Annotated in this window: 21 protein-coding genes and 3 tRNA genes; 9 read left to right on the top strand and 15 right to left on the bottom strand. The window is 35.3% G+C overall.

From position 1 onward, the window contains the following. Positions 1-71 precede the first annotated feature (71 nt). The 7 genes from A3EM_RS46200 to A3EM_RS0124345 form a co-directional block, all read right to left on the bottom strand. Positions 72-2,051 carry a cytidine/deoxycytidylate deaminase family protein gene (locus A3EM_RS46200; protein ID WP_020530875.1) on the bottom strand — a complete coding sequence of 660 codons (1,980 nt, stop codon included), beginning with the start codon at positions 2,049-2,051 and terminating at the stop codon, positions 72-74. A gap of 350 nt (positions 2,052-2,401) precedes the next feature. Further along, positions 2,402-3,571, bottom strand: coding sequence for a site-specific integrase (locus tag A3EM_RS0124370; protein ID WP_083925296.1), 1,170 nt, complete (start codon positions 3,569-3,571; stop codon positions 2,402-2,404). 110 nt (positions 3,572-3,681) lie between these two features. Next, a tRNA-Arg gene (locus A3EM_RS0124365) sits at positions 3,682-3,755 on the bottom strand. Between the two features lie 37 nt (positions 3,756-3,792). Beyond that, positions 3,793-3,867, bottom strand: a tRNA-Pro gene (locus tag A3EM_RS0124360). A gap of 39 nt (positions 3,868-3,906) precedes the next feature. Continuing rightward, positions 3,907-3,991 (bottom strand) — tRNA-Ser (locus A3EM_RS0124355). 137 nt (positions 3,992-4,128) lie between these two features. Next, positions 4,129-4,500 carry an Hsp20/alpha crystallin family protein gene (locus A3EM_RS0124350; RefSeq protein ID WP_157638054.1) on the bottom strand — a complete coding sequence of 124 codons (372 nt, stop codon included), beginning with the start codon at positions 4,498-4,500 and terminating at the stop codon, positions 4,129-4,131. A 135-nt stretch (positions 4,501-4,635) separates the two neighbouring features. After that, positions 4,636-5,169 (bottom strand): DUF6886 family protein, encoded by a 534-nt coding sequence (locus A3EM_RS0124345; protein ID WP_020530872.1) that lies wholly within the window; start codon positions 5,167-5,169, stop codon positions 4,636-4,638. Between the two features lie 135 nt (positions 5,170-5,304). Between A3EM_RS0124345 and A3EM_RS0124340 the strand changes: the two genes are divergently transcribed. Next, positions 5,305-5,742, top strand: a complete 438-nt coding sequence (locus A3EM_RS0124340; protein WP_020530871.1) for a YkvA family protein — start codon at positions 5,305-5,307, stop codon at positions 5,740-5,742. A gap of 67 nt (positions 5,743-5,809) precedes the next feature. On the opposite strand, the gene A3EM_RS0124335 is transcribed toward A3EM_RS0124340, so the two are convergent. Beyond that, a complete protein-coding gene (locus A3EM_RS0124335) occupies positions 5,810-6,628 on the bottom strand; it encodes an SDR family oxidoreductase (protein ID WP_020530870.1) in 819 nt (272 codons plus the stop codon). Between the two features lie 644 nt (positions 6,629-7,272). Further along, the gene (locus A3EM_RS0124325) at positions 7,273-7,698 is read right to left on the bottom strand and encodes a hypothetical protein (RefSeq protein WP_157638053.1); all 426 of its coding nucleotides are present in this window, start codon (positions 7,696-7,698) and stop codon (positions 7,273-7,275) included. 105 nt (positions 7,699-7,803) lie between these two features. Here A3EM_RS0124325 and A3EM_RS0124320 point away from each other — a divergent pair, with 105 nt between their 5' ends. Beyond that, a complete protein-coding gene (locus tag A3EM_RS0124320) occupies positions 7,804-8,226 on the top strand; it encodes a hypothetical protein (protein WP_020530867.1) in 423 nt (140 codons plus the stop codon). Between the two features lie 54 nt (positions 8,227-8,280). On the opposite strand, the gene A3EM_RS0124315 is transcribed toward A3EM_RS0124320, so the two are convergent. Continuing rightward, positions 8,281-9,144 carry a hypothetical protein gene (locus A3EM_RS0124315; protein WP_157638052.1) on the bottom strand — a complete coding sequence of 288 codons (864 nt, stop codon included), beginning with the start codon at positions 9,142-9,144 and terminating at the stop codon, positions 8,281-8,283. Positions 9,145-9,347: 203 nt separating this feature from the next. Next, entirely contained in the window at positions 9,348-10,274 is a 927-nt protein-coding gene (locus A3EM_RS0124305; protein WP_020530864.1) for an RraA family protein, read from the bottom strand. 309 nt (positions 10,275-10,583) lie between these two features. Here A3EM_RS0124305 and A3EM_RS0124295 point away from each other — a divergent pair, with 309 nt between their 5' ends. From A3EM_RS0124295 to fabF, 6 genes are all read left to right on the top strand, one after another. Continuing rightward, positions 10,584-10,979: an RNA-binding S4 domain-containing protein gene (locus tag A3EM_RS0124295; protein WP_020530863.1), complete on the top strand. Its 396-nt coding sequence runs from the start codon at positions 10,584-10,586 to the stop codon at positions 10,977-10,979. A 62-nt stretch (positions 10,980-11,041) separates the two neighbouring features. Continuing rightward, complete coding sequence (locus tag A3EM_RS0124290) at positions 11,042-11,524, top strand: rhodanese-like domain-containing protein (RefSeq protein WP_026210565.1); 483 nt, start codon at positions 11,042-11,044, stop codon at positions 11,522-11,524. Between the two features lie 20 nt (positions 11,525-11,544). Beyond that, entirely contained in the window at positions 11,545-12,153 is a 609-nt protein-coding gene (locus A3EM_RS0124285; protein WP_020530860.1) for an SRPBCC family protein, read from the top strand. 327 nt (positions 12,154-12,480) lie between these two features. After that, positions 12,481-16,104 (top strand): tetratricopeptide repeat protein, encoded by a 3,624-nt coding sequence (locus A3EM_RS47990; RefSeq protein ID WP_020530858.1) that lies wholly within the window; start codon positions 12,481-12,483, stop codon positions 16,102-16,104. Positions 16,105-16,191: 87 nt separating this feature from the next. After that, the gene (locus tag A3EM_RS0124270; protein WP_026210564.1) at positions 16,192-16,785 is read left to right on the top strand and encodes a TetR/AcrR family transcriptional regulator; all 594 of its coding nucleotides are present in this window, start codon (positions 16,192-16,194) and stop codon (positions 16,783-16,785) included. An 81-nt stretch (positions 16,786-16,866) separates the two neighbouring features. Next, a complete protein-coding gene (gene fabF, locus A3EM_RS0124265) occupies positions 16,867-18,123 on the top strand; it encodes a beta-ketoacyl-ACP synthase II (protein WP_020530856.1) in 1,257 nt (418 codons plus the stop codon). On the opposite strand, the gene mgtE is transcribed toward fabF, so the two are convergent. After that, the gene (gene mgtE / locus A3EM_RS0124260; protein WP_020530855.1) at positions 18,110-19,465 is read right to left on the bottom strand and encodes a magnesium transporter; all 1,356 of its coding nucleotides are present in this window, start codon (positions 19,463-19,465) and stop codon (positions 18,110-18,112) included. The two genes, fabF and mgtE, sit on opposite strands and share 14 nt — an antisense overlap. A 174-nt stretch (positions 19,466-19,639) precedes the next feature. Between mgtE and A3EM_RS43540 the strand changes: the two genes are divergently transcribed. Then, on the top strand, positions 19,640-20,269 hold the full coding sequence (locus A3EM_RS43540; protein ID WP_020530854.1) for a hypothetical protein: 630 nt from the start codon (positions 19,640-19,642) through the stop codon (positions 20,267-20,269). A 96-nt stretch (positions 20,270-20,365) separates the two neighbouring features. Here the strand turns inward: A3EM_RS43540 and A3EM_RS0124250 are convergent, their stop codons facing one another. The 3 genes from A3EM_RS0124250 to A3EM_RS0124240 form a co-directional block, all read right to left on the bottom strand. Continuing rightward, on the bottom strand, positions 20,366-20,866 hold the full coding sequence (locus A3EM_RS0124250; RefSeq protein WP_020530853.1) for a hypothetical protein: 501 nt from the start codon (positions 20,864-20,866) through the stop codon (positions 20,366-20,368). Between the two features lie 399 nt (positions 20,867-21,265). Beyond that, positions 21,266-22,060, bottom strand: a complete 795-nt coding sequence (locus A3EM_RS0124245; RefSeq protein ID WP_020530852.1) for a (Fe-S)-binding protein — start codon at positions 22,058-22,060, stop codon at positions 21,266-21,268. 53 nt (positions 22,061-22,113) lie between these two features. Then, positions 22,114-23,484: a 4Fe-4S dicluster domain-containing protein gene (locus A3EM_RS0124240; RefSeq protein WP_020530851.1), complete on the bottom strand. Its 1,371-nt coding sequence runs from the start codon at positions 23,482-23,484 to the stop codon at positions 22,114-22,116. Between the last annotated feature and the right edge of the window lie 246 nt (positions 23,485-23,730).

Here is a 23,730-nt window from a genome sequence, read left to right as displayed (position 1 = left end):
GCAGCTTAACTTTTTGTCTAGTTTTTTGTTGCAATTCCAATGTACTATACATATTGTTGGGCATTCGTTCGTTATTTTAATAATTCTATTAGCTTTTGTTCGTCTATTTCCTTCTTATCGTTTAGAATTGATAATAGTTTTTCTTTTAAATTAGGGTCTTCAATACCATCTATTGATTTTTCCCAATTACTTTTTTTAATGGGTGAGTTTTCAAGCATAATAGTGACTTCATCCTTATACGCCATAAATGGTTCGTATAATTTTGTATACGATTTACCGATTACACCATTAAACTGAACTAATTCTAATTTTTTATTTCTGTTATAAGAAAGAATTTGTGGTTCAGATATTCCTGGGTAAGGGTCAATGTAATAAACCTTGTCTACACCTAATTGAGTTGCCTTTTTTGAACAAAGCTCACATGGACTTGCAGTCGTAAAGAGAATGCCTTTTTTTAAACCCTGACCACCATATTTACTTATCTGAAGCATAGCGTTCTCTTCTGCATGAAGAGATTTTGTATGAACTTGATTTTTTTCACCTTCAAAGTGATTATGTATTGTTTTAAAACAGAATGAGCAATTTTTGCCGTTAAGATGTTTGTTTGCTCTAGAAGTATCAGAACCTTTAAAATATTCAGTGATAGCACCAGGAAAAGATTTGGGCTCTTTATTCTTGTATTTAAAATCTACATCAACTTTATCGATTCCTTCACCACGTTCAAATTTACTGTAATGGGTTTCGTCAAGATTATTGGTTCTATAATCATCAGCTGAACGGAGGTTACAAGGTGTTTGACCACTTGGGACGTCATTCCATCCAACAGCTTTAATAGAGTAATGTTCATCAGAAACTACGGCTCCAACTTGTCTTGAAACACAGCCAGAATTCAATTTTGCATTAAAAGCTACTTGCATACACCTTTCACTTGAGGAAGGGGTAATTATTCCTGGCTGTTGGATTAAGGAAATAAACTTTAATAGTTGTTCTTCACGAGTATAAAATGGTTCTTTTTTGTCAGATTCTTGAATATCTTCCAATCTATGATTGATTACATGAATATCACTCTTCTGAATGCAATTATAGACATCTGGACTGGAGAAGACACCTCTCGAATGGTCACTGGTTTTATATTCTGTTGCATCCAAATCAATAACATTGTCAATAAGCACAGAGACATCTTCTTTAAGTTTTTTCTTAGTAATCCTGTTATTAATCCTACTTTTTAACCTATTATTCCCGTCTTTTGTAGCCATCATATAAAACCCTGAATATCTCTCCTTAAAGAACATTATTTCTAGTGAATTACGTAATGAGTCAATCACAATTTTTGAAGGTTTACCATTTCTATCATTGTGCTGTTTTTTAGCTTTAATAAGTCTATTGGTTAATTGAGCTAATGTATAGATGTAATTTATGTCATAAACTTCATCTGGATTTAGAGGATTACCACTCTGTCTAATATTACAACTTAAATGATGGAGTAAATATGATCTTCTGAAGTAACCATGTTGCTCAAGAATGTTAAATATTTCAGATGCTAATTGCTGGAAATCAGTCCCAAAGTATTCGTTGTGTAACTTTTTTAACTCCTCTTTAGTTTTAATTAAGGAAAAGTCACCTTTATAGCCTTCAATTTGAGTAACGAGAGTTGAGTTTGCTAATACTTTCGTGATTTTTTTAGCAACTTCCGTTGCTATTTCAGAATTATCTTCCTTTTTGTTTTCTCGATAAAAAGCTTCAATGATTTTTTTTAAAGCTTTGTAGTCTTGTGAGTAATAGCTAATTAAGTAGAACAGGAGTATATCCTTATATTTTATTATTTCATAAGGTTGCCAATTATTGTTATATGATAAATAATCGTAGCAAATACTATGTTTCTTTTTAGCTAATTCATCTTTAATTTCAGGTGATTCTCTAATTCCTTTTTTTAAAGTGTTAAAATCACAAGCCAAAAGTTCGGCTATTTTAGAGCAACCTGAACCAGTCCTTCCAGTTAAACCAATAATTGAAAAGTTTCTTCTAAGTTTATATAATTCGGTTAATTCCATTTTGAGGTTTTATTAATGAAGCCCAACAATTGAGCAAAGCCAACCAATGCTCTTTACTCTCACTATATTTTTGTTTTCCCTAATCTAACAAATTTTTAATTTTTTTGATGCTTTTTACCGCTACACGTGAATAAATTTCTGTTGTCCTGGTAAAACCTCAAACCGATGTAATGATTTTGTGCTGCGTATATAGGATTTAGGGTAAGGAATTTTTGCATTCATGTTTTTTTCCAGATTCCCTTACCAAAATGCTAGGAATAACCCTCCAAGTTTTCTGTCGGGTAGATAATCAGCTAAAAAATAGGCGAACAAAATATTTTGCAAGTTTAAAAAAATTGGCAATTAGTCGGTTATAAAATTAAATGCTTAGTTTCCCGAAAAACTAGCTCAGGATGCACTTTAGCATAGAGCTGCTCTGTTGTTCTTATACTTTTATGGCCTAGCATTTTGCTCACAGCCTCCATTTTTACTCCTTTATTTAACCAAATGTGGCCAGCAGTTTTCCGAGCGACATGGGTAGTAAGTTTTAAATCTATCCCTACAATTGCACCTAATTCTTTCAGGTAGCGATTGTACGCCTGGTTGCTATAAACAGGAATGTTGTAGTTGTACTTTTTTAATATTCGATCAAATTCCGGAAAAACGGGTAAAAGACTATTCTCTCTAGTTTTTTGCCGGTCCTTTGATATAAACCTTCGTTTGTTATATAGAAAGGTGTCTTTTTCATAATTGAATGATTGAAATTCATTGTAGGCAAATCCCGACCAGCATTGTGCAATAAATAGATCCCTTGTTTTAATCAGCACCTCGCTTGAGAGAGGAAAGTTCTTAATTTTCTCTAGTTCATGTTCAAATAAATAATTCTCTGTATTTCCTTTCTCATACCTGATGGGGTACAATTCAACGGGGTTAATCGGAATCCAGCCTTTTATTTTTGAATAGGCTAAAATCCGTTTTAAAAACTGGAGGACTTTCATGAGATGGTTATGTTTATCGCCTTTTATATGAAATCCATAATCATATATGCTGTCTAAGAAAGGTTCATTTACTAATGATAGTTTGTAATCAAGGTCATGAAATTCTAGAAGAAATTTACGGACGTAATTCCTTCTGTTTTTATAAGTTCTTAAGGAAAGGTCAGTTAAAATAATTTTTTTCCTTTTTCTGAGGTCTTCCAAGCGGTTAAAAAAAGATTCGTAGGCCTGCAAAAGCGTAATGCTGGGCTTCTCATTTAAAACAAAAGCTTTTTTTAGTAATTCACCTGAAAGTAATTCCGGAACATTCCTGTTTAAAAGAAACCTGTAAGTATCTCTTAATTCATTTCTGAAATGGTTGAGGGCCATGATTTCAGTTTCCAGGGAATCATTGGTGATGGTCTGTTTTTTGGAATCCCAATCTTTTTTTTCTAGTCTGATACCAGTAGCAATTGCAGATTTTGCAGGTTTTTTGTTTACCCTTACCAGACAATACAAATAGAAATTATTGAGAGACGTTTCTCTCAACTTAAATCGTATTTTCATGATATTCGGTTATTTTATTGAATAATAGGGTTAAATAGGGTAAATTTAACCATAGACAATAAAAAAAGTCTCAATCTAAATTGAGACTTTGATTTTAATAACCTCCCTTGTGATCTTGCCAGGACTCGAACCTGGAACCTACTGCTTAGAAGGCAGTTGCTCTATCCAGTTGAGCTACAAGACCGCCTTAATTGAAAAAACTCGAATGTCTTCGAGTTTAGTCGGGGTGGCAGGATTCGAACCTGCGACCCCCTGGTCCCAAACCAGGTGCGCTAACCGGACTGCGCTACACCCCGTAATTTTCAATTCTACAACTTCGCATTATAAAGTTTCTGCGGAGAGTGTGGGATTCGAACCCACGCATCGCTCTCACGATGACGGTTTAGCAAACCGCTCCTTTAACCACTCAGGCAACTCTCCGTTAACCCCCTTGGCGAAATTGTGATGCAAAGTAATAGAAGATATTTTTAAATAGCAACCTTTTTAAAATCAAAACTTTTATTTTTTTTGATTTTTTAGTTATACTACTGATAATCAGTGAGAAAAAATATGATTTTTTACGGCTTTCTGATATTAATCCTGGTCGGAGGAGTTAATTTAGTGGAACTATAGGGAAGGGAAATTTTTAAAATACCTTCCTCAAAACTAGCCTCAATTCCGGCTTTATCAATTTTATCGATAAGAGGAAATGTTCGGGTCAGAAAACCATTTTCTCCCAGGTGAGGGAATATAGTCTTGATTACCAGAAGGTTCTCATTTAATTCAATTTCAAAATGTTCTTCCTGAAGGGAGGGGGTTTGGATATTGAGCAAAATTCCCGATTCCAGGGATTCTGCCTCTACCGTAGTCATAGCAACTCCTCCATTTATCCCATTTAGAAAATTTAAATTTTGAGTTAACAATTTTGATATATTTTTATCAGTTTTCATAGCTTTCTGTTTTATTCTCACTTCTTCATTCAAACGACATACCTTATGAAAATTATTAATAAATCCACTGGAATAAATGTCAATTTGACTGATTTTTAAAGCTGTATTGAAAAATAACAGGACTTTTTGTCTTGTTTAGTCGAATATCATTCGCGGACTTGCATTTTTCAGGTTGATAAAAAAGGTTTGGTAAGTAAACTTCGAAAGGTAGTCAAATGTTTTCCATAAGGAAGGTGTAATTTTTAATTCAATATTAAGACTAATTATTTCAGCAATAGGGTTTGAAATTAATTTTTGGTTTAGGATTTCAGCGCTTTGGAGGGAGGAATAAAGCCCCAGAGAAGGCTTTTCTAAATTAAAGTTTCCAGAATTTAATTCGTATTGGTAAAGAGGTTGGTTTTGTAGAATTTCATACCATTTACTTTCGATAATGATTACTTGATTGGAAGCGTATTCTTCTTTGAATTTTTTTCTGTCATCACTAGAGGTTTTCGCATCTACCCGAAAAGAAATTCGCGGGCAATTCTGGGGGAATAAGAATAGTGGTTTTGAATGCTTTTCAACCGCCCAAACTACAGGTTGCGGGAACTTTATACCAAAATGATTATTGTTTTTGGGAATTATTGAAGTTAGTCCTTGTTTAGTAGAAGTATGATAAAGGTTTATCATTAGAAGGTAAAAATTATATTTTAGAATCTTCCCAAGATAATAAAGCTTATTTTTTTATCATAAAACTAATTGTTAATCCTTCTTTAAAAATTTTCCCTGAATTGCTTAATTTAGAACTGTATTAATGTCAAATCTATGGAAATACTTGAAGTAGAAGATTACAAAAAAGAATATAAAGAGGTTCTTTTGTGGAAAAAAATCAAAAAAAATGCAAAAAAAGCAGGCGTAAAAGTGGTTTATGCCGCTTTGTTACTGTATTACGCATTGCAATCAGATGAAGTGCCCAAGCAAGCCAAAGTGACAATTTTAGGTGCTTTGGGTTATTTTCTACTCCCATTGGATCTCATTCCGGATGTTTTTCCAGCATTAGGGTTTACCGATGATCTTGGGGCTTTGATCCTTGCTTTAAGCCAAATAACTTATTTTCTAAATGATGATATAAAGTTTGAAGCCAAACAAAAATTGGCTGACTGGTTTGGTGAATATGATGAAGCGGTTGTGGTAGATGTTGAAAATCAATTTAACCAGTCAGCCGATAATGAGGTGATCGATGTGAAAATAATCGAACCATAATTCAAAAGGAATTTATCATTATGCATTTGATAGTTTAATGCATTGAAGGAAACCAGAAGGTTATGGGTTAATTTTTAGAATTTGAAAATGGAGAATCTGGTTCTTTTGCCAAGGCATTATATGTCATTTTATCCATAAACCCGGGGAACAATTTATTTAGAAATACCGTAATCTTTCCAATTGGAGTCAAAATCAGGAATTTCTTTCTTTTTTTAGTGGCTTTGTAAATATGTTTGGCACATTCCTCTGCACTCATCATTTTCTGTTCATTTCTGGGGGATTCTCCCTGATGAGAACCGTCATTGGTTAAGGATTTCTTTCGGATATTGGAAGCCGTAAATCCTGGGCAGGCGGTTAAAACATGAACTCCCTTATAAAGTAACTCTGTTCTAAGGGCCTCCAAAAAGCCCTGCATGGCGAATTTTGATGCTGAATAACCTACTCGACCAGGCAATCCCCGGAATCCGGCTATTGAACTTATTCCAATAATACTTCCCTTAGTTTTAATAATTTCCGGGAGGCAATATTTAGTGGCATTTACAGTCCCAAAAAAATTGATGTCCATTACCTGTCGGATTACATCCAGATTTAGTTCTTCAAATAAGGCCCTCATTGATATTCCTGCATTATTAATGAGAATATCAATTTTTCCGTATTTTTCTAATACCTGCTTTACCATTTCCTTATTATCCTCTTCCTTGCTAACATCGGATTTTATCCCGAATGCTTCAATGTTCTTTTCTTTTAAATCAGCTATAGAATGATCAAGGGCTTCAGTATTTCTCCCTGTAATTACAATTTTAGCACCTTTCGAACCAAATTCATCTGCTAATGCTTTTCCAATCCCGGAACTGCCTCCAGTAATGATTACAACTTTATCTTTCATGTTTTATTAATGAAATCTAACCTTAAAATGGCTTTTATTTTTTTTATTCAATTAATTCCAAGACCCATCCTTTTGTTATTTCCTATTTCAAATTGAAGTTGAATGGCCAAAGGGTAAGTTATGGATCAACCAACCATGATTTGGGCCGCAATCTAATGAATTTTTACCATATTAAATTGCTTCCAGGAATGGTATAAAACCTCCCACTATGATTGAAGGTTTCAAAATTATCCTGAAAAAAGTTTTTTCATTAAAGATAATAAGCAGTGGACAGTGACTTTTTAGAATATTTTATCCCCCAAAATAAGGTACGCTGTTTTTGGGTACAATCAAGGGTTTAAACTTGGAACAGGCAACGTATTTTTAACCTTGAAATAAACAGATTGAGGGAGAAGAATTGTCTTTTTACCTTAAAAATTCTTTTTATATCACAATTTTAATTATATTTTTGGATAAACAATGCAAGGTATTTTAAACCTGTAATGGTAATTGAATGGCTTTGCAATATTGTTTTTATAAAAATTAATTTGACACTAGGAACAAAAAGCCTGTTTTTCTTAGAAACAGGCTTTTTTTATAGGGTAAATTTAAAGAAATAATACCCCCTTATTGGGTGAATAGTAGATTTGCTCAATTAGTAGAAATTAATGTTTGGAAGTAAGCCAGTCGTATGCTTCATCGAATGAAGAGAAGGAGGCAACTGAAATTCCGCTATCCTTTTCATTTGGTGTAAGGAGTGTCACTGTATTTTTGGGGTTAGGAATTTTTTCCGGATTCTCTACCGCTCCAACATACTTTACACCAGCTTGTACCAATTGCTTCAGGACATTTTTTGGTAAATTTTTATCGTGATTTTTTTCTTCTGTTTCCAGTTCACTTTGGTCGGGAAGAAATCTGAAAAGTTCACCTTTGAAGCTTTCGAAAGTTTCCAATACCTTGCAATAGGCTTCTTTGATACTTTCTTCATTTTGGCTGCCAAAATATTTTAAGGTAACCATTTGGTCAAAGTGATTAATTTGAATTTTACTGCAAATTCTGTCTGTACCGTTAGCTAAAATGAATTTTTCCATCTGAATTAAGATTAAAAAATCAAAAGTGTAGTTTTGAGATTTTAAATTAATTAAAATTTTTGAAAAGTCATTAGAATAAATAATATTGAGTGGGATTTGGTGCATATGAAAGAAAAAAGAACAATCCTTTTCGCTGGTGATACAATTACCATAGTGGTCCATGAAGCCCTTGCTTTAATGGAGGTGATTTACTATGGATTTACCACTCTGGAGGAATTTAAAAAGGCCTGGGAAACAATCTTAGACTCAGATTTATACCATAAAAAGGTGCAGAAAATTTTATTAGATCAGAATTTTATGCATGTAAAACCAGAAGCATTTAGCTGGTGGATGGAAAACTGGTATCCAAGGGCTTCAAGAAAGCTTAGTTATTTTGGAAATAAAAATATTGCAGTGGTAGCAGCGGTAAATTTTGTGGCTAATTTTCAAACCAAGGAGGATGTGGCCAAAATCAAATCAAAATGTCCCAAGCTAAAAGTTGAAATTTTTGGGAATTACGATAATGCAGAAAGCTGGTTATTGAAATAATTGAACATAAAAAAAGCCCCTTTGCAGGGGCTCATTTTAGGATTTTTTTCTTTTTTACTCATTTTCCAATTCCAGGTCAAATTCTAAATCGCCTGTCTTCACAGTAACAATATTGTCACAAGTTGAATCTCCAAAATCCAATGTGAAGTCGTTGTGAATACTTGTAGAAACAGCCATTAAACCAGCCACGGCATGGTAAACATCCTTTTCAAAACATGCTGATTTGTAATTCAGATCATTCTGGATGTCATAACTGATAGTAATTCCTTTTCTACTTACCATAGTTGCAGTTCCATCTACTTTAAGTACTTCCAACTCAAAATCTTCTGAGTTAATTTCAAAACTATAAGTATGTGTACCACTGTATTTTAACGTAGAACCATCCTCGGCAAAGGTAAGGGTTACATCATTTGCGCTTGTTGTGATGATCGCTGAACTAAAATCTTCTTCATTAAAGTTAGAGATTACAGAAGTAAATGTACCATTGATTCCATTTCCATCACTTGAGAAATTAACAAGTTCCATAGTTTGGGTAATGGTAGAACCTTCTCCATTTCCTTCGATTGTAAAAATAATTTTCCCTTTCATTAAAGATCCGTCTTCATCTTCGCATCCCTGGTCTCCGTAGTCTACAGACATTTTGACCTGAGTTTCCGTGTAAGAAAATTCAATTTCACCACAGAATTCATCTTCAGCATATCTGCCACCTGAATTTCCCATTCCAGTAGAAAAGGCATCAAGCCCCATCATATTCAAACTGTTTATTTCGGCCGTCAATGTAACGATATCCTGCACTACTACTTTACCCTCAGCTTCCGTTAGAGGGGTTTTTTCGGTTTCGCTGTCATCATCGCAGCTTGCTAGGAAAGTAATGAAAGATCCTACTACTAATAATTGAAAAATAAGTTTTTTCATCATTGCTTTAAATTGGATAATTATTTAAATAAGTGTTATTACGAATAATAATTTTTAATGTTGTTGATTAGTAACGAAACAAAAAATAATCCATTTACATATTTTGTAAAAAAAAACCTGCCTCATTTTTTTAGGCAGGTTTTAATCGGTGTTTTTCTGTTCTGATTTGATTACAGAGTAGTTTTTGCAAGTCTATAGGTTTAACATTACCAGTTTCTTTTTTTCATAAATTCATCTAATTCAGCTCTGGTCATGGGTAATTTATCGGGATTAGCATCCAACCATGATAAGAAATCTTTTTTAATTTCATCGGTCCATCGCGTATCAATTTCTCCCGGAGTATATTTCCCTTCTTTAAGTTTTTCAATTCCAAATTCATCTCTTAAGGCGATAAATTCTGCATTGATCACCACTTTTTCGGCAAGGTAAGCCGGAATGAAAATTACTCCTTCTCGTTTTGCCAATACGATGTCTCCAGGCATTACGATTGCCCGCCCGATTCTGGTTGGGGAATTTAGTCCGTAAAGCATCATTTCCTGAATAAAAGAGGGGTCCCATCCTTTTACAAATGCATTAAATCCTTCGATTTTTTCTAAACCCTGAAGATCTCGGAGTGAACCATTAAAAACCACTCCATTTTTTGATTTTGCATAAATGGAATTACCCAAATTATCTCCTATGAGTGTACCATCCACAATTTTACCAAATGCATCTGCTACATATACATCCCCATTCTGTAACATATCAATAGGCCAGGAGTTCATCGCCCCAACTCTGCCGTTGTCATGACCTTTTTTCTTAACTCTTTCTTCAAAGGAAGAATGTTTTGGAAGGTATGTAGCGGTTAATGCCCTTCCACAAATGGTTTGCTTGTCATGAATCATCATCCAGTTCCCTTCGAACTGATTGTGAAATCCTTCATTTCTTAATACTCCCCAGGCCTCTTCGATAGAGATTTTCTTCATCCTTTCAATTATATTATCAGGAACTTTAGGCCTACCATCGGGCAGTCTTTCACCTGTCCATTCTGCAGTATAAAACTCTACATCTGCCTTGGAAGAAATTTGAGCATAAATACCAGGAGTTATTACAAGACAAAGGATTGTCAGTAGGAATAGTTTAGCTTTTTTCATTTTCAATTATAAATTAATGTTTTTCAATGGTAGAAATAGACAGGTAATATATACCTGTTTGATGTTTTAGTCAATCTCAGGAAAAATAATTATTTATTCAAATTAACCTGGAAAATTTTTGTGCATATTGGTAAACTTTCTTGTTTACCTAACTGGCTGAAAATCAGTATTGGAATATAAAAAAAATATAGCCCAAAGTTAAAAAAGATTATTCCGGAATCTAGAAATGATGATCGGAATTGTCAAATTAACTAACTTTAAAACCGGAATTTACCAGATTGATATTATAAAATTGATTGCTGAAAGGAGATGAGAATTGATAAATTTATTTGGGCGGTTCGAATTTGTAAAACCAGAACCATTGCTTCAGAAGCCTGTAAAAGTGGTAGGATTATGCTTAACGGGCAAAATGTAAAGTCTTCCAGAGAGGTAAAAGTAGGAGATTTTTTTGAGGTAAAAAGAGGGGCTATCACCCGAAAATTTAAAGTAAAGGAATTGTTGAAAAACAGGGTTTCAGCAAAATTGGTGGAAAATTATATTACTGATGTAACGCCACAGGAAGAATTGGATAAGCTGGAAATGATCAGGATTTCTTCACAATCTAACAGAGAAAAAGGTCTTGGCAGACCTACTAAGAAGGAAAGAAGGGATATTGACCGCTTATTTGAATATTTTGGCTACGATGATGATGAAGAGGATGACTGAAAATGAAGAGGTTTGGGAACATTATGTGATTGGAGGTGTTATTTTCAAAAGATCTTATTTTCATGGTAAAAGTTATTTTTTTGTTTCTTGTCTTGTTGTCCCCTTCTGCTTTTTGCCAGGTTGAATTTAATAAAATGGTGGATGATCTGCTGGCTCATTCTGTTGATGAGGTTCATACTGAAGATTTAAATCTGACTGAAGATATTGTTTTACTTGATGCCAGAGAAAAAGAGGAATTTGAGGTGAGCCATTTGAAAAATGCACATTGGGTTGGATACAATACTTTCCGAAGAAATGCTTTGGAAGGAATCTCCAAAGACCAGAAAATTGTAGTCTATTGTTCAGTTGGTTATAGAAGTGAAAAAATTGCCGAAAGGCTGATAAAAATGGGTTATAAAAATGTTTCAAATCTTTACGGAGGGATATTTTCCTGGGTAAATGAAGGAAAACCTGTTTTTACCGAAACTCATAAACCTACGGAAAAAGTGCATGCCTACAATGAAGAATGGGGAAAGTGGTTGGTCAAAGGGGAAAAAATTTACTAGAAAATTACTAATCGTCAGCTATGTTATTCACTTTAGTGCTTGCCAGCCTTTTTGAAATTTTTGTTCCTTCCTACATGTTTTTTGCCGACTGGAAACTCGCCAAAGATAAATCCGGCATCCAGATTTACACCAAAAATATTGAAGAAGTTGGTTTTAAACAGATAAAGGCTACAGTAAAACTGGAATCTTCTGTGGAAAGCTGTGTCGCCTTAATAAAAGATGCAAATGCCGGAAAGGATTGGATTAACAGAGTGGTGGAGTTCAAAGACCTTAAAATAGAAAATGATTCTCTCTGGTACACCTACGCAGAAATAGATATTCCCTGGCCTTTCAATAACAAGGATCTGGTAAGTAAAAACAAACTGGTGGTGGATCAAAAATCAGGGGCTGTAACTATTTTTTTAGAAAGTATGCCAGATTTTATTCCTGAAGCTGATGGAAAAAAAAGAATTAAAAAATCTGAAGGTTCCTGGAAATTTATTCCTCAGGAAGACGGAACTACTGAGGTGATTTATCAGATTTTTGCAGAACCTAATGATTTTCTTCCTCAATGGCTGGTAAATATGGTTGTGATCGGAAGTATTTTCGATACCTTTCAGGAATTTAGAGAAAAGGTAAAAGCCTATTAAAAAATTCCAGTTGTTTTAATCCAGCTTATTTATCTGTATTAAATTGCTCATCCTGAAAAGCCTTTTTATATCTTCCTGGTGAATTTAATAGCGCAATTGCTTTTCATTATTGGGCTTTATAAGCTTTAATTTTAAATTAGAGTTTAAAATTTCGCTTGTTTAATTAAAGTTGAAAAAATGTTCAAATTTATAGGCGGTGTTTTTTGCTCATGATGGCTTTTGCCACAAAAAACAAAGACTTTTTGAGCAAAAAGAACAAGAAGAAAATGAGAAGTTATTTTTATTCTTTACTAAATTCCCCATTGAATTTTTTTCTTGAGTTTTAACATGCAAATTTCAAAAGAAGCTTTATTTCAGGCATCGAGGATAATTCACAGTAAAGATACCTTGTTTTCCATTCCTGACGATGTAACTATAGAATGGCGGGAAGCGCTGTTCCAAATTTTAGAAGGAGAATATTCCAGAGATGTGATTAATCAATGTATTAGCAATGGGAGCAGGGTAAATGCTAAAAAATCCGATCAGGAAGACAGTATCTGGGAATCCATACACAGTCAGGAAAATGAAATTCTCCACCAGACCCTGGCCGTTATAGAATTGTATTTTCACTTTGCCGAAAAGGCAAAAGAGGGCTTTGTGAAAAATGAAAGGGAAGAAAAACTAGGGAAATTTTATAGAAAACTGGAATTAAAAGTTGGGGATAAAAGGAAAGTTAGCCTGCTTAAAAAAAATCTATTAAATAAGTTTAAAAGAGAGAAATACCAGAAAACATTATTCATCCCGGCTTCCATACTGCCGGTTTCCCTTGATTTTGTATTAAGATTTTCTTCTCTGTGGGTATTTAACCTGATTTTTTTCTTCCAGGGTGATGTAGGACAAATATTTGCCCTTTTGTTCTTTCTCCTCAAAATCATTGGTATTGCTCTGGTTGTTTTATTTTTTGCAAAACTCAGACAAAAAAAAGTAGGGCAGTATTATGAAAACCTTTTCAGCAATTTCAAAGATGAAAAACCCTCCAGAATAAAAATTCAACCCAAAGCATGGCAATTTACCTTAATTGTGCTGATGGCGGCATTTGAAGGAAACCTGATGTATGTGTTATTTGATGAATTTTCGGACATAGACTATTTTCTTGTGGGATACATCGGGTTATTTTTTGCCCTTATCACCTTTCTTTATCTCTATTTTGTGTTGAATACCATTTCTCCGGGAAAACTCAAAATATCAAAATTATTAGCCTTAAAAAAGCAGGAACTAACCTTCCAACAAAAATTATCTGCAGATGAAAATGATGAAGCATTCGTCCGTCTGGAAACTGGTTTTGTTTCTAAAAAACAACGGATTGAAGCTTATGTAATAGAAAGTACTTTATTTGGTGCTCTTTCCTTTAGTGCTTTTCTGCAATTAATTGCCAATGATTTAATCACACTAGCTGGGGTGGAGGATTTTGTGGTATTGTATAATGATGTCTTCAATATGCTGTTATTGCTCAATTTTGAAGGGCTTTTCAACTCCATGGGAATAATGACTGAAAAAACACATGTTTTCAGTATTTTGGCTATACTCACCCTGCTTTGTTCTATCATGTTTTTGGTTGTAATTGCCTCGAGATTGAGATTTAGGGATGTTTCGGATAAATTAGAGCAATGTTTTAACCTGATTAGGTCCCTAAATAACAAGGAAGAGCATTTGCTGCTCAAAGAACATGTTTCTAAAGAGGATGAAAAAAGGTTCAAACTGCTGAATCAAAAGATTTTAAACCAGTTAAATGAAGCTAATGCTTATGTGAGGGAAATCAATCCTATAGCAGGATTTATGCAATATTTCAGAGATTTGGGTGTGGTTATTTTCTTTATTATTCTGATTGCCAGCGGCCTGTTTTTCTCCAAATTCCTGGCCATAGCTTTTTCTCTACTGGCTGTTTTCACTATTTTATATTTTAACAGCGAAGCTTTTATAAAAAAAGGAAAAGCAGCTTACTATTGGTTTAAAGATGATTTTTTCTACATTGGAAAAACCTACCTTTTGCCCATTTCATCCGGAATTGTGGGCTTTATGGTTTTGCTTGCTTTTTTAGGTCAATTCAATTACAAATGGCAGCCACTGGCCACTTTGGGATTTACTTTACTTTCCCTTGTTCGGGTAGTTCAGATCTTTTTCTCTTCAGAAAAGGAAACTGAATGGCGGCAAAATGCTGATGCTGGTTTGATCAAGGTATTTAAGTTAAATAAAATAAAAAAAATAGGATGGATTTTGGCTGAATTGTCGCTCTATTGGTTTTTATACCTGGTTTTATTTAACCAGAACCAATTTTCAGTGCTCCTATTATTAACCACAATGCTGCTTTATACGGCTCTTTTGGCCAATAAAAGTTTAATTGTGTTAAATCGATCTGTCTGGTCTTATCTGCTGGGGATCAATTTTATCATTTTATTTATAGCGATTTTTAGTAATTTTTTAGGGTTGGATTTTGCAGATTTCCAATTGCAAATGGTGCTAATTGGTCAGGGATTATTAATTGTAGCCTTAATCCTGAAAAAAATAAAGCTGGACGGTATGCTTTGGAGAAGTCTGTTACTTTCCAATTTACTTTGTTTGGGGATTTTCTTTTATAAGGAAGAATTGAAGGTGGCTTTTAATTACGGGAATATTAATCCAGGCCATATAAGCAGATTTATGGAGATTGAAGAGTTTAATGAAAGGGAAGAAAATACGAATCTTGAAAGATATGAAGAACTTTGTAAATGGTATATGAACGAATATTTGTTGTCTTTCAGTGAAGAAAAACAGCCTGAAATTGTTTATGGATTCCTTTCGGATTTGCAGAGTTGGGTAGGGGATTCTACCTTTTTAAATAAATCAATTGAATGGACAGACAGGAGCCTAGAAAAATCTAATAGTTCTGACCTTGCTTATTTAAAAGGATTAATTTACAAGAAGCTGCATGAACCAGAAAAAGCAATTCAATCATTTAAGCAGGGGGTGGAGTATTACGAAATTAATCCGGGGAAAATGCGTCCTGAGGTTTTTTATAATAGCCTGGCAAATACATTATTGAAGAGTTCCCTGGATTCCGGAAAATCCCAGCAGGCCCTGGAGTATGCTAAGTTGGCGTTTGAGGAAAGCTTTTTTTATACTTATAATTATATGGCTGCTTTATTCAGGTTGAAAAAAAGGGATGAAGCGGTGCAATTATTAGAGGGAGGTGAACTAGGTGCCAGTAATATTGGGACAAAAAATGATAGAAACTATTATTCTGCTAACCTGATTTTCTCTACAACTGATGATTCGGTTTTTCTTGAACTGGCGCTTAACTTTATTAATAAAACTACTGATTTAAAAAAAGACCCCAAAAAGGCAGCCCTAAAAACAAAAATCCTGTGCAAATTAAACAAAAAAGACGCCTGGGAATGGATGGAATTGAGCGCAACACTTTACGAAAAAGAAACCGATCCCAAAGTCAAATCCCGGGGACTAAATAACATTGTGGCCCAATCCTATGATATTTTGGCTACAAAAAGTCCGGAACAACAACAAAAGGCATTGGGATGGATAAAAGCAGCCATCTCTCTTAGGGAGGAAGATAATTATGTTTTCAGGTCCACTTTGGCAATGGTTTTATCAGCAATCGGTGAACATGAACAGGCGATCCGTGAGGCTCAAAAAGTCATAGCCAGGGGATTTGAAGTAGACCGTCATTTTATTGATCCGGGTATTTATTTCGAAAGTTCCTTCGTCATGCTCCATTCGGGTGCGGATAGTACCCAATTATTAAAAGCAAGGGATTGGAGTAGAAAATCCGTAGAGTTTGACCCTTTTAATTATGACCACTGGGATAATTATGTAAATATCCTTGAGAAAGTTGGTCCCCCACTGGAATATAAAAAGGCTATAGAAGAAAAAAGGAAATTAGGGTTACAATTGGAGAAAGAAGAACCTGAATTGCTTTAGAATAATGGATTCAGTATTAAAATATTAATTCTAAAGTTTGGAATAATATACCAATCGGTATATTATTGTGGCAAAATGATTTTAACATTGAAAAAAAAGGAAAAAAACAGAGCGCAAATCTTAGAAAAAGCAGCCTTACTATTTAATAAGAAAGGCTTTTATGGTACTTCAATGGATTTGTTGGTGAAAGAAACCGGACTAACTAAGGGCAGTATTTATAATAATTTCGAGGATAAAAATGCCCTGGCGCTGGAGGCTTTTGACTATAACCTAAATTGGTTAATCCAAAAATTAGGCTTTAAGCAATTGGCTGGTGAAAATTCTATACAACAACTGGTTGGATTTTTACAATTTTCCCGGGCAAGCTTTAAAGATATTATTGAAAGAGGAGGTTGTGCTATTTTAAATACTTCCACGGATGCTGATGATAATCATCCGGAACTGAAGAAAAAAGTTACAGAAGCATTGGAAAACTGGAAAAACAGCCTGAAAGTCATTATTGCCAAGGGACAAATACAAGGAGAAATTAAACCTGATATCAATGCGGAAAAGTTTGCACTTAAAATGGTGGCAGTTTTTGAAGGGGGGATTCTTTTGGCCAAAACAACAGGTAAGTTGCACTACTTCAATATGTTAATGGAAGATTTAGAAAGGGAAATATTAGAAAACCTTAAACTTTGATTTTTTTTAATTAAAAATATACCGATCGGTATATTTTGTTTTTGTCCAAATTAATTCTGGAGTAAACCTAAAAACAGATCTATGAAAAACAGAAGAGTAGTCATTACGGGAATGGGAGCCATTACCCCAATAGGAAATAATTTAAATCAGTATTGGAAGGCATTGGAGGAAGGAAAAAGCGGAGCGGCCCCAATTACAAGGTTCGATCATAAACAATTTAAAACGCATTTTGCCTGTGAGGTAAAAGATTTTGATCCACTGGATTATTTTGACAGAAAAGAAGCCCGGAAAATGGATTTATATACGCAATTTGCCATGGTTTCCAGTGAGGAGGCTTTAAATGATGCTGCACTTCCTTTGGATCAAATCAACAAAAAAAGAGTTGGGGTAATTTGGGCCACTGGAATTGGTGGATTTCAAACTTTTGAAGAAGAAGTGGAAGGCTTTGTGAAAAATGAAGGAAACCCAAGGTTTAATCCCTTTTTCATCCATAAGATTATTCCCGATACTGCCGCTGGACTGATCTCCATAAAACACGGTTTTCAGGGAATTAACTTTTGTACTGTTTCTGCCTGTGCCTCTTCCTCCAACGCTATTATTGACGCCTTCAATTACATAAAATGGGGCAAGGCAGATGTTTTTGTTACAGGAGGGTCAGAGGCGCCTATCACTCAGGCTTCTGTAGGCGGTTTCAATGCTATGAAAGCTTTATCCACCAATAATGAGGATTTCACCCGGGCTTCCAGACCATTTGATGAAAACAGAGATGGGTTCGTAATAGGAGAGGGAGGGGCTGCTTTAATTTTGGAGGAATATGAACACGCTAAAAACAGGGGAGCAAAAATATATGCAGAAATTATTGGAGGGGGGATGGCTGCTGATGCCTACCATATCACAGCTACGCACCCGGAAGGAATAGGAGCCTTTGATAGTATGAGCTTGGCCATCGAAGATGCCGGAATTTCTCCACAGGAAATTGATTATATCAATGCACATGCAACTTCCACTGGTCTTGGTGATGTATCAGAATTGAAAGCCATTTCAAAGCTGTTTGGACATGTTGAAAAACAACCCCTGATTAGTGCCACCAAGTCAATGACTGGGCACTTACTTGGTGGGGCAGGAAGTATTGAAGCAGTAGCTTCCGTAATGGCCATTCATAAAAACATTATTCCTCCAACCATTAATACTACTCAAATAGATCCTGAATTGCCAGAGGATGTTTCCTTAGTAATTGGGGATAAAGTAGCCGCCCCGGTAAATGTGGCTCTCTCAAATACATTTGGCTTTGGCGGACACAATGCCAGTATAATTTTTAGAAGAGTTAAATCACATTAAAGAGTAATCTGGCCACCATAAAATAGACTGCTAATCCTAATAAATCATTTGCTGTGGTAATAAATGGGCCTGAAGCCAAAGCCGGGTTTATGCCCATTTTATCCAGCAAAATCGGAGTTATAGTACCCATAAAGGAGGCCAATAAAACCACCGCAAATAAAGCGAGAGCAACCACGATAGCCATTTGAATGTCGGCAAAGAAAATATTGAATACAAATACAACTGTGGAAATGACCAACCCGTTAATCAAGGCCACTAAAAATACTTTAAAAAGCCTTTCCGAAGCAGAACTGGTAAAAATTCCCGCACTATTGGCTAAGGCCTGAACCACGATGGTGGAGGATTGAATGCCCACATTTCCCCCTGTAGCCGTGATCAGGGGAATGAAAAAAGCCATGGCAGGCACAAGTTTCAGGTCATTTTCAAATAAACCAATAAATTGTGCACCTATTAATCCGCCCAACATTCCCACTAAAAGCCAGGGTAATCTGGCTCTGGACAGCATCCAGACATTATCATCTTCTTCCACATTTTCGGAAATACCCGACATGATTTGCTGGTTTACTTCTGCGGTTTCTGTGATCACATCAATAATATCATCAATGGTAATTCTGCCCAAAAGTTTACCCTGAACGTTGACCACCGGAATCGCTTCCAGGTCATATTTTTGCATAATTTCGGCTACTTCTTCTTTATCGTAGTAAGTTTGGACCGATTGGATATCCGGAATATAAATTTCTTTTATTTCAGTATCGTCCTTCGAAAGAATTATTTTTTTTAGGGAAATTCTTCCCATCAGAGCATTCTGATTATCTACCACATAAACCGTTAATATTTTATCAACATTTTTGGTTTGCCGTCTGATCTCCTCAATTGTTTGTTTTACCGTCCAATTAATATTGGCACGAATAAGTTCTTTGGCCATTAATCCTCCGGCACAATCCTCATCATATTTCAATAAATCACGGATGTAGGCTGTTTTTTCCTTATTCTGCATGCCTGCGAGAACCTCTTCCCGAACTTTCACAGGTTGTTCATTCAGAATATCTGCAGCATCATCGGAATCAGACAAATCCATGAATTCGGCCAATTCCCTGGAGTTGAAAACCTTTAGAAAATCTTCCTGGGTATCTTCTTCCAGATTGGTGATAATGTCAGCCCCAATCTGTTTATCCAAAAGGCTTAAAACATATCTGCACTGTTCTGCCTCCATCTGGTCAAGGATCATAGAAATATCAGCAGCATGAAGTCCATCCAGCATTTCCCTAATGGCACTATCCTGCTTATTTTCTATGGCCTCCTCCAAATTTTTTAGATAATCTTTGGTTACCTCTAGAGACATGGTTTACTTTGGTTAAAAGTTTTCGGTAAATTTAATAAGGGCGTAAAGGTAAATATTCATTCTTACACCGAAAAAAATAACTTTGGAAGAATTATTGATTTAATAATTCTTTAATTTTCCTCGTTGACTTTTTGTACAGGATTTTTTAAATTATTTCAAATATTTTTTAATCATATGAATTTTTTTAGGTACTCAATACTTAGCACTATTATTATTTTCTGTTTCTGGATACAGTCAAATGCACAAAATTCTGATTCCACTTCTACCCAAAATTCACTTCAGGGGCAGTTTGAAGACCTTAAAAAGAAGTCTTCGGATTATGAAGTTTATGAAGTAGTTAAAAAATCGAACTTAAATAGTTTCTGGAAATCTATTACCGATTCTATTGCCGCACGGGATGGTGAGATCGCTAAGGGAAAAAGCAAAATTGTGGAACAATCCAAATCTATTGACGATTTAAAAAACCAATTGGCAGAGACGGAAAAAGCACTGGAAGAAAGTAAAGAAGGGCGAGACAACCTGAGTTTCATCGGTATAGTGATGAATAAGGATACTTACATTTACATCAGTTGTTTTGTTATTTTTATTTTACTTGGTGTGGCGGGAATTGCCTTTTCCAGATTTAAAGCCAGCAATGAAATCGCTCAGGAAAAAATAAAAGAATACGAGGAGGCAACAGAAGAATTGCAGGATTATAAAAAGAAAACTTATCAGAAGGAAACAAAACTCAGAAGGGAACTTCAAACTGAAATCAACAAGAATGAAGAACTAAATCAAAAACTGTTGAAAATTCAGAATAAATAAATGTTTTACTAAGGGAAAAAGAATAGGTTGAAATATCAAAAAAGCCAACAATCATCGCAGATTGTTGGCTTTTTTGATTACATGATAATCAATTTTTCAGGCTACTGATTTTTTAAAATACCTGCTCAGCCAGGTGTCTCCGGCACAGGTTAGCCATTCACTTTTCAGTTTTTCTTTTGTATCTACTAAGTTATTGAATGTAAGTGATTGAGGAGTGATTACTCCCGACTCCACTTTCTGTTTTATTTCCGAAAGGTTTACGGTAGTGACTTTTCCTCCTTCTTCTAGAAATGGAATTTGAGTTCTTTCAAATAAGCCCACACCCAAACCATTTTCTATTTCTTTTAAAGCGGCCACGGAGCTGTCAATGGAACAACCAGATGGTAAATTATTGGTAGTATCTACGCCCAATATAATAAATCTGCGGTAAAGTATTTGGAAAGAACCACAGAGGTTTGACCCATGTGATTGCCAGGTGCTAATAAAGTAAGTTAACCAGTCTTCAACTTTTTTTATTTCTTCTTCAGTTAAATCTCTAGCTGCCTGGTAGATCCATACTCTCGAATTTGAAGGCAGTTCAGAAAAGTTAGTGTACATAAATAAATTTTTAATTAGTTAAATTACGACATTTCATTACAAAAAAGGATTGTAATTGGTAGTGTTTGAGGCTATAGGCTAATTAATTTTGAGTGAAAAAGTAAAAATTAAATCCTTTACAACTGATAAATAAACAAAAAATTAATTTATTATTCCAATTAATCAAAAAAAATACAGCTTTCCGGGCTGAATTAATCTCAAATTCATATTTGGAAGGCAAAAATTAAGCAGTTTAACGGATTGCCCAGGCCCTATCTTCCTGACTTAAGTAAAAAGCAAAGCGATTACTTGTGCATTTTAAATAAATGAGCGTTTTAAACTTTCAGGTTTTTTTAAGCTTAGGTACACGCAAAATGCGTGCACCAGCTTAAGTGATTGTATCCAAAAAATATATAACCACTACAAATCATTTGCAGTTGCAATTAGTTCGGCTAGGTCCAGTACTTTTACTTCCTTTTCCCTTTCCTTATTTTTTACGCCATCGGAAAGCATGGTCATGCAAAATGGACAACCTGAGGCGATTACCTTTGCACCTGTGGAAAGCGCCTCTTCAGTTCTTTTTATATTAATTTCCTTTTTGCCTTTTTCCGCATCCTTAAACATTTGTGCACCACCTGCGCCACAACAAAGCCCGTTTTTTTTGCAATTTTTCATTTCTACCAGATCGGCATCCAGTGTTTCCAATACTTTTCTGGGGGCTTCGTAAATATCATTGGCTCTGCCCAGGTAGCAGGAATCATGAAAGGTAATCTTTTTCCCTTTAAATTCTCCGCCCTCTTTCACTTTTATTTTGCCACTGTCAATAAGTTGTTGAAGATATTGGGAATGGTGGATAACTTCATAGTTTCCCCCAAGCGCAGGGTATTCATTTTTGATGGTATTGAAACAGTGGGGACATGCCGTTACAATTTTTTTAATTTTATAGGCATTTAGAACTTCAATATTGGAAACAGCCTGCATTTGGAATAAAAATTCATTTCCGGCTCTTCTGGCAGGGTCACCCGTACAGGTCTCTTCCGGTCCTAAAACTGCAAAGTTTATCCCAACAGCATTTAAAATTTTTATGAAAGCTATAGTCACTCTTTTATATCTGTCATCAAATGAACCGGCACATCCCACCCAGAAAAGGATTTCAGGCTCCTGGCCTTTGGCAGCCATTTCTTCCATAGTGGGTATATTTAATGTATTGCTCATATATCTTATTGGTATTAATTTTTCCGAAAATAATTTAATTGCTGGGTTTTGGGTTACCCTTCTCCATTGTTCTTGAGGTCTTCCGCCCATTTAAACCTGTCAGTGGGAGGGAAGGCCCAAGGTGCTGCGTTATTTTCAATATTTGAAAACATGGCATTCCAGGCTGCTGGAGTAGACGATTCTTCCATGGCGATGTAACGCCTTTGTTGCAAAATAATATCCAGTGGATTGATATTGATAGGGCAGGCTTCCACACAGGCATTACAGGTAGTACAGGCCATCAGTTCCTCTTTGGAGGTGTAGTCACCATATAAGGATTTACCATCCTCAAAATTTTTCCCATGTTCATCAATATTGTGTCCTACTTCCTCCAGTCTGTCTCTGGTATCCATCATGATCTTTCGTGGAGATAATTTTTTTCCCGTCTGATTGGCCGGGCAGACTGAGGTACAACGTCCGCATTCTGTACAGCTGTAGGCATCTAATAAATTTTTCCAGGTCAGGTCGGTTACATCTTTGGCACCAAAGGTACCCACAGCGTCATCCGCAGGTAAGTCTCCTTCATTGCCATTGGTCATTCCCAGCATAATTTTAACTTCTTTAGTCACTGATTCCATATTGTCCATTTCCCCTTTGGGTTTCAGATCGGAAAAATAGGTATTAGGGAAAGCCAGGGCAATGTGTAAATGTTTGGAATAGGTGATGTAAATGGCAAAAGCAAAAATGCCAATGATATGAATCCACCAGGAAAACCGCTCCAGGTAAATAAGTGCTTTTGTATTTAATCCTTCATAAATGGGAATGAAAAGTTGGGAAACTGCAAATTTCCCCGCATCAGGGTAGTGACTTGCCACAAACGTACTCTCATCTCCTCTGGTCTGTAATATGCTATCGGTGGCATTCATAGTGAAAAGTGCAAACATAAGTACAATTTCCCATATTAATATAATGTTGCCATCAAGCGCAGGCCAGCCTTTCATTTCTGGTTTTTGAAAACGGGGTACCAGCTTGGAATTTCTCCTCAGGATAAAAACGGCACAGGCGAATACCACACCAAGGGCGAGAAGTTCGAAGAAATGAATTAAAAATGGATAAAATTCCCCAAGGAAAGAATAAAACAGCCTGTGAGTACCCAATATACCGTCCAGCACAATCTCAAGTACTTCCAGATTGATCAACAGGAAACCAATATAAATGGTGAAATGCATAAACCCGGCAAAAGGCCGATCAAACATTTGTTTTTGCCCTAAAGCCATCAGGGCCATGGTTTTCCATCTTTTCCCAGGCTGATCAGTCCTGTCTTCAGGTTTCCCCAATAAAATATTTCTCCGGATAAACCTTACCCGATTGTAAATTAATATGCCGGCTGCAATGAGTAAACAGCCAAAACAAAGTTGTTGAAATATTTGAAGGAATTGTTCCATTTAGCTTTGTGAGTTTGGTTTTTGGTTTAGGTTCAATAACTTAACTTAAGGTCATCGTTTGGAAAACTTAAATATTTTTTTTAGCACCAATGAACTTAAGTTCTTCAATCTACTTTTTTAATTAACATTTTCAAAATTAAAAATGTTATGCATGCAGAGTATTTTTTTCAAATATGCTGAAAGGAATAAAAAAATCAAACCTTGTAATCATATATTTTTAATAATTTTGGGGACAATTTTGAAAAA

The organism is Flexithrix dorotheae DSM 6795 (genome assembly GCF_000379765.1).
Lineage (GTDB): Bacteria > Bacteroidota > Bacteroidia > Cytophagales > Flammeovirgaceae > Flexithrix > Flexithrix dorotheae.
This window is presented reverse-complemented; position numbering and strand designations above follow the sequence as displayed.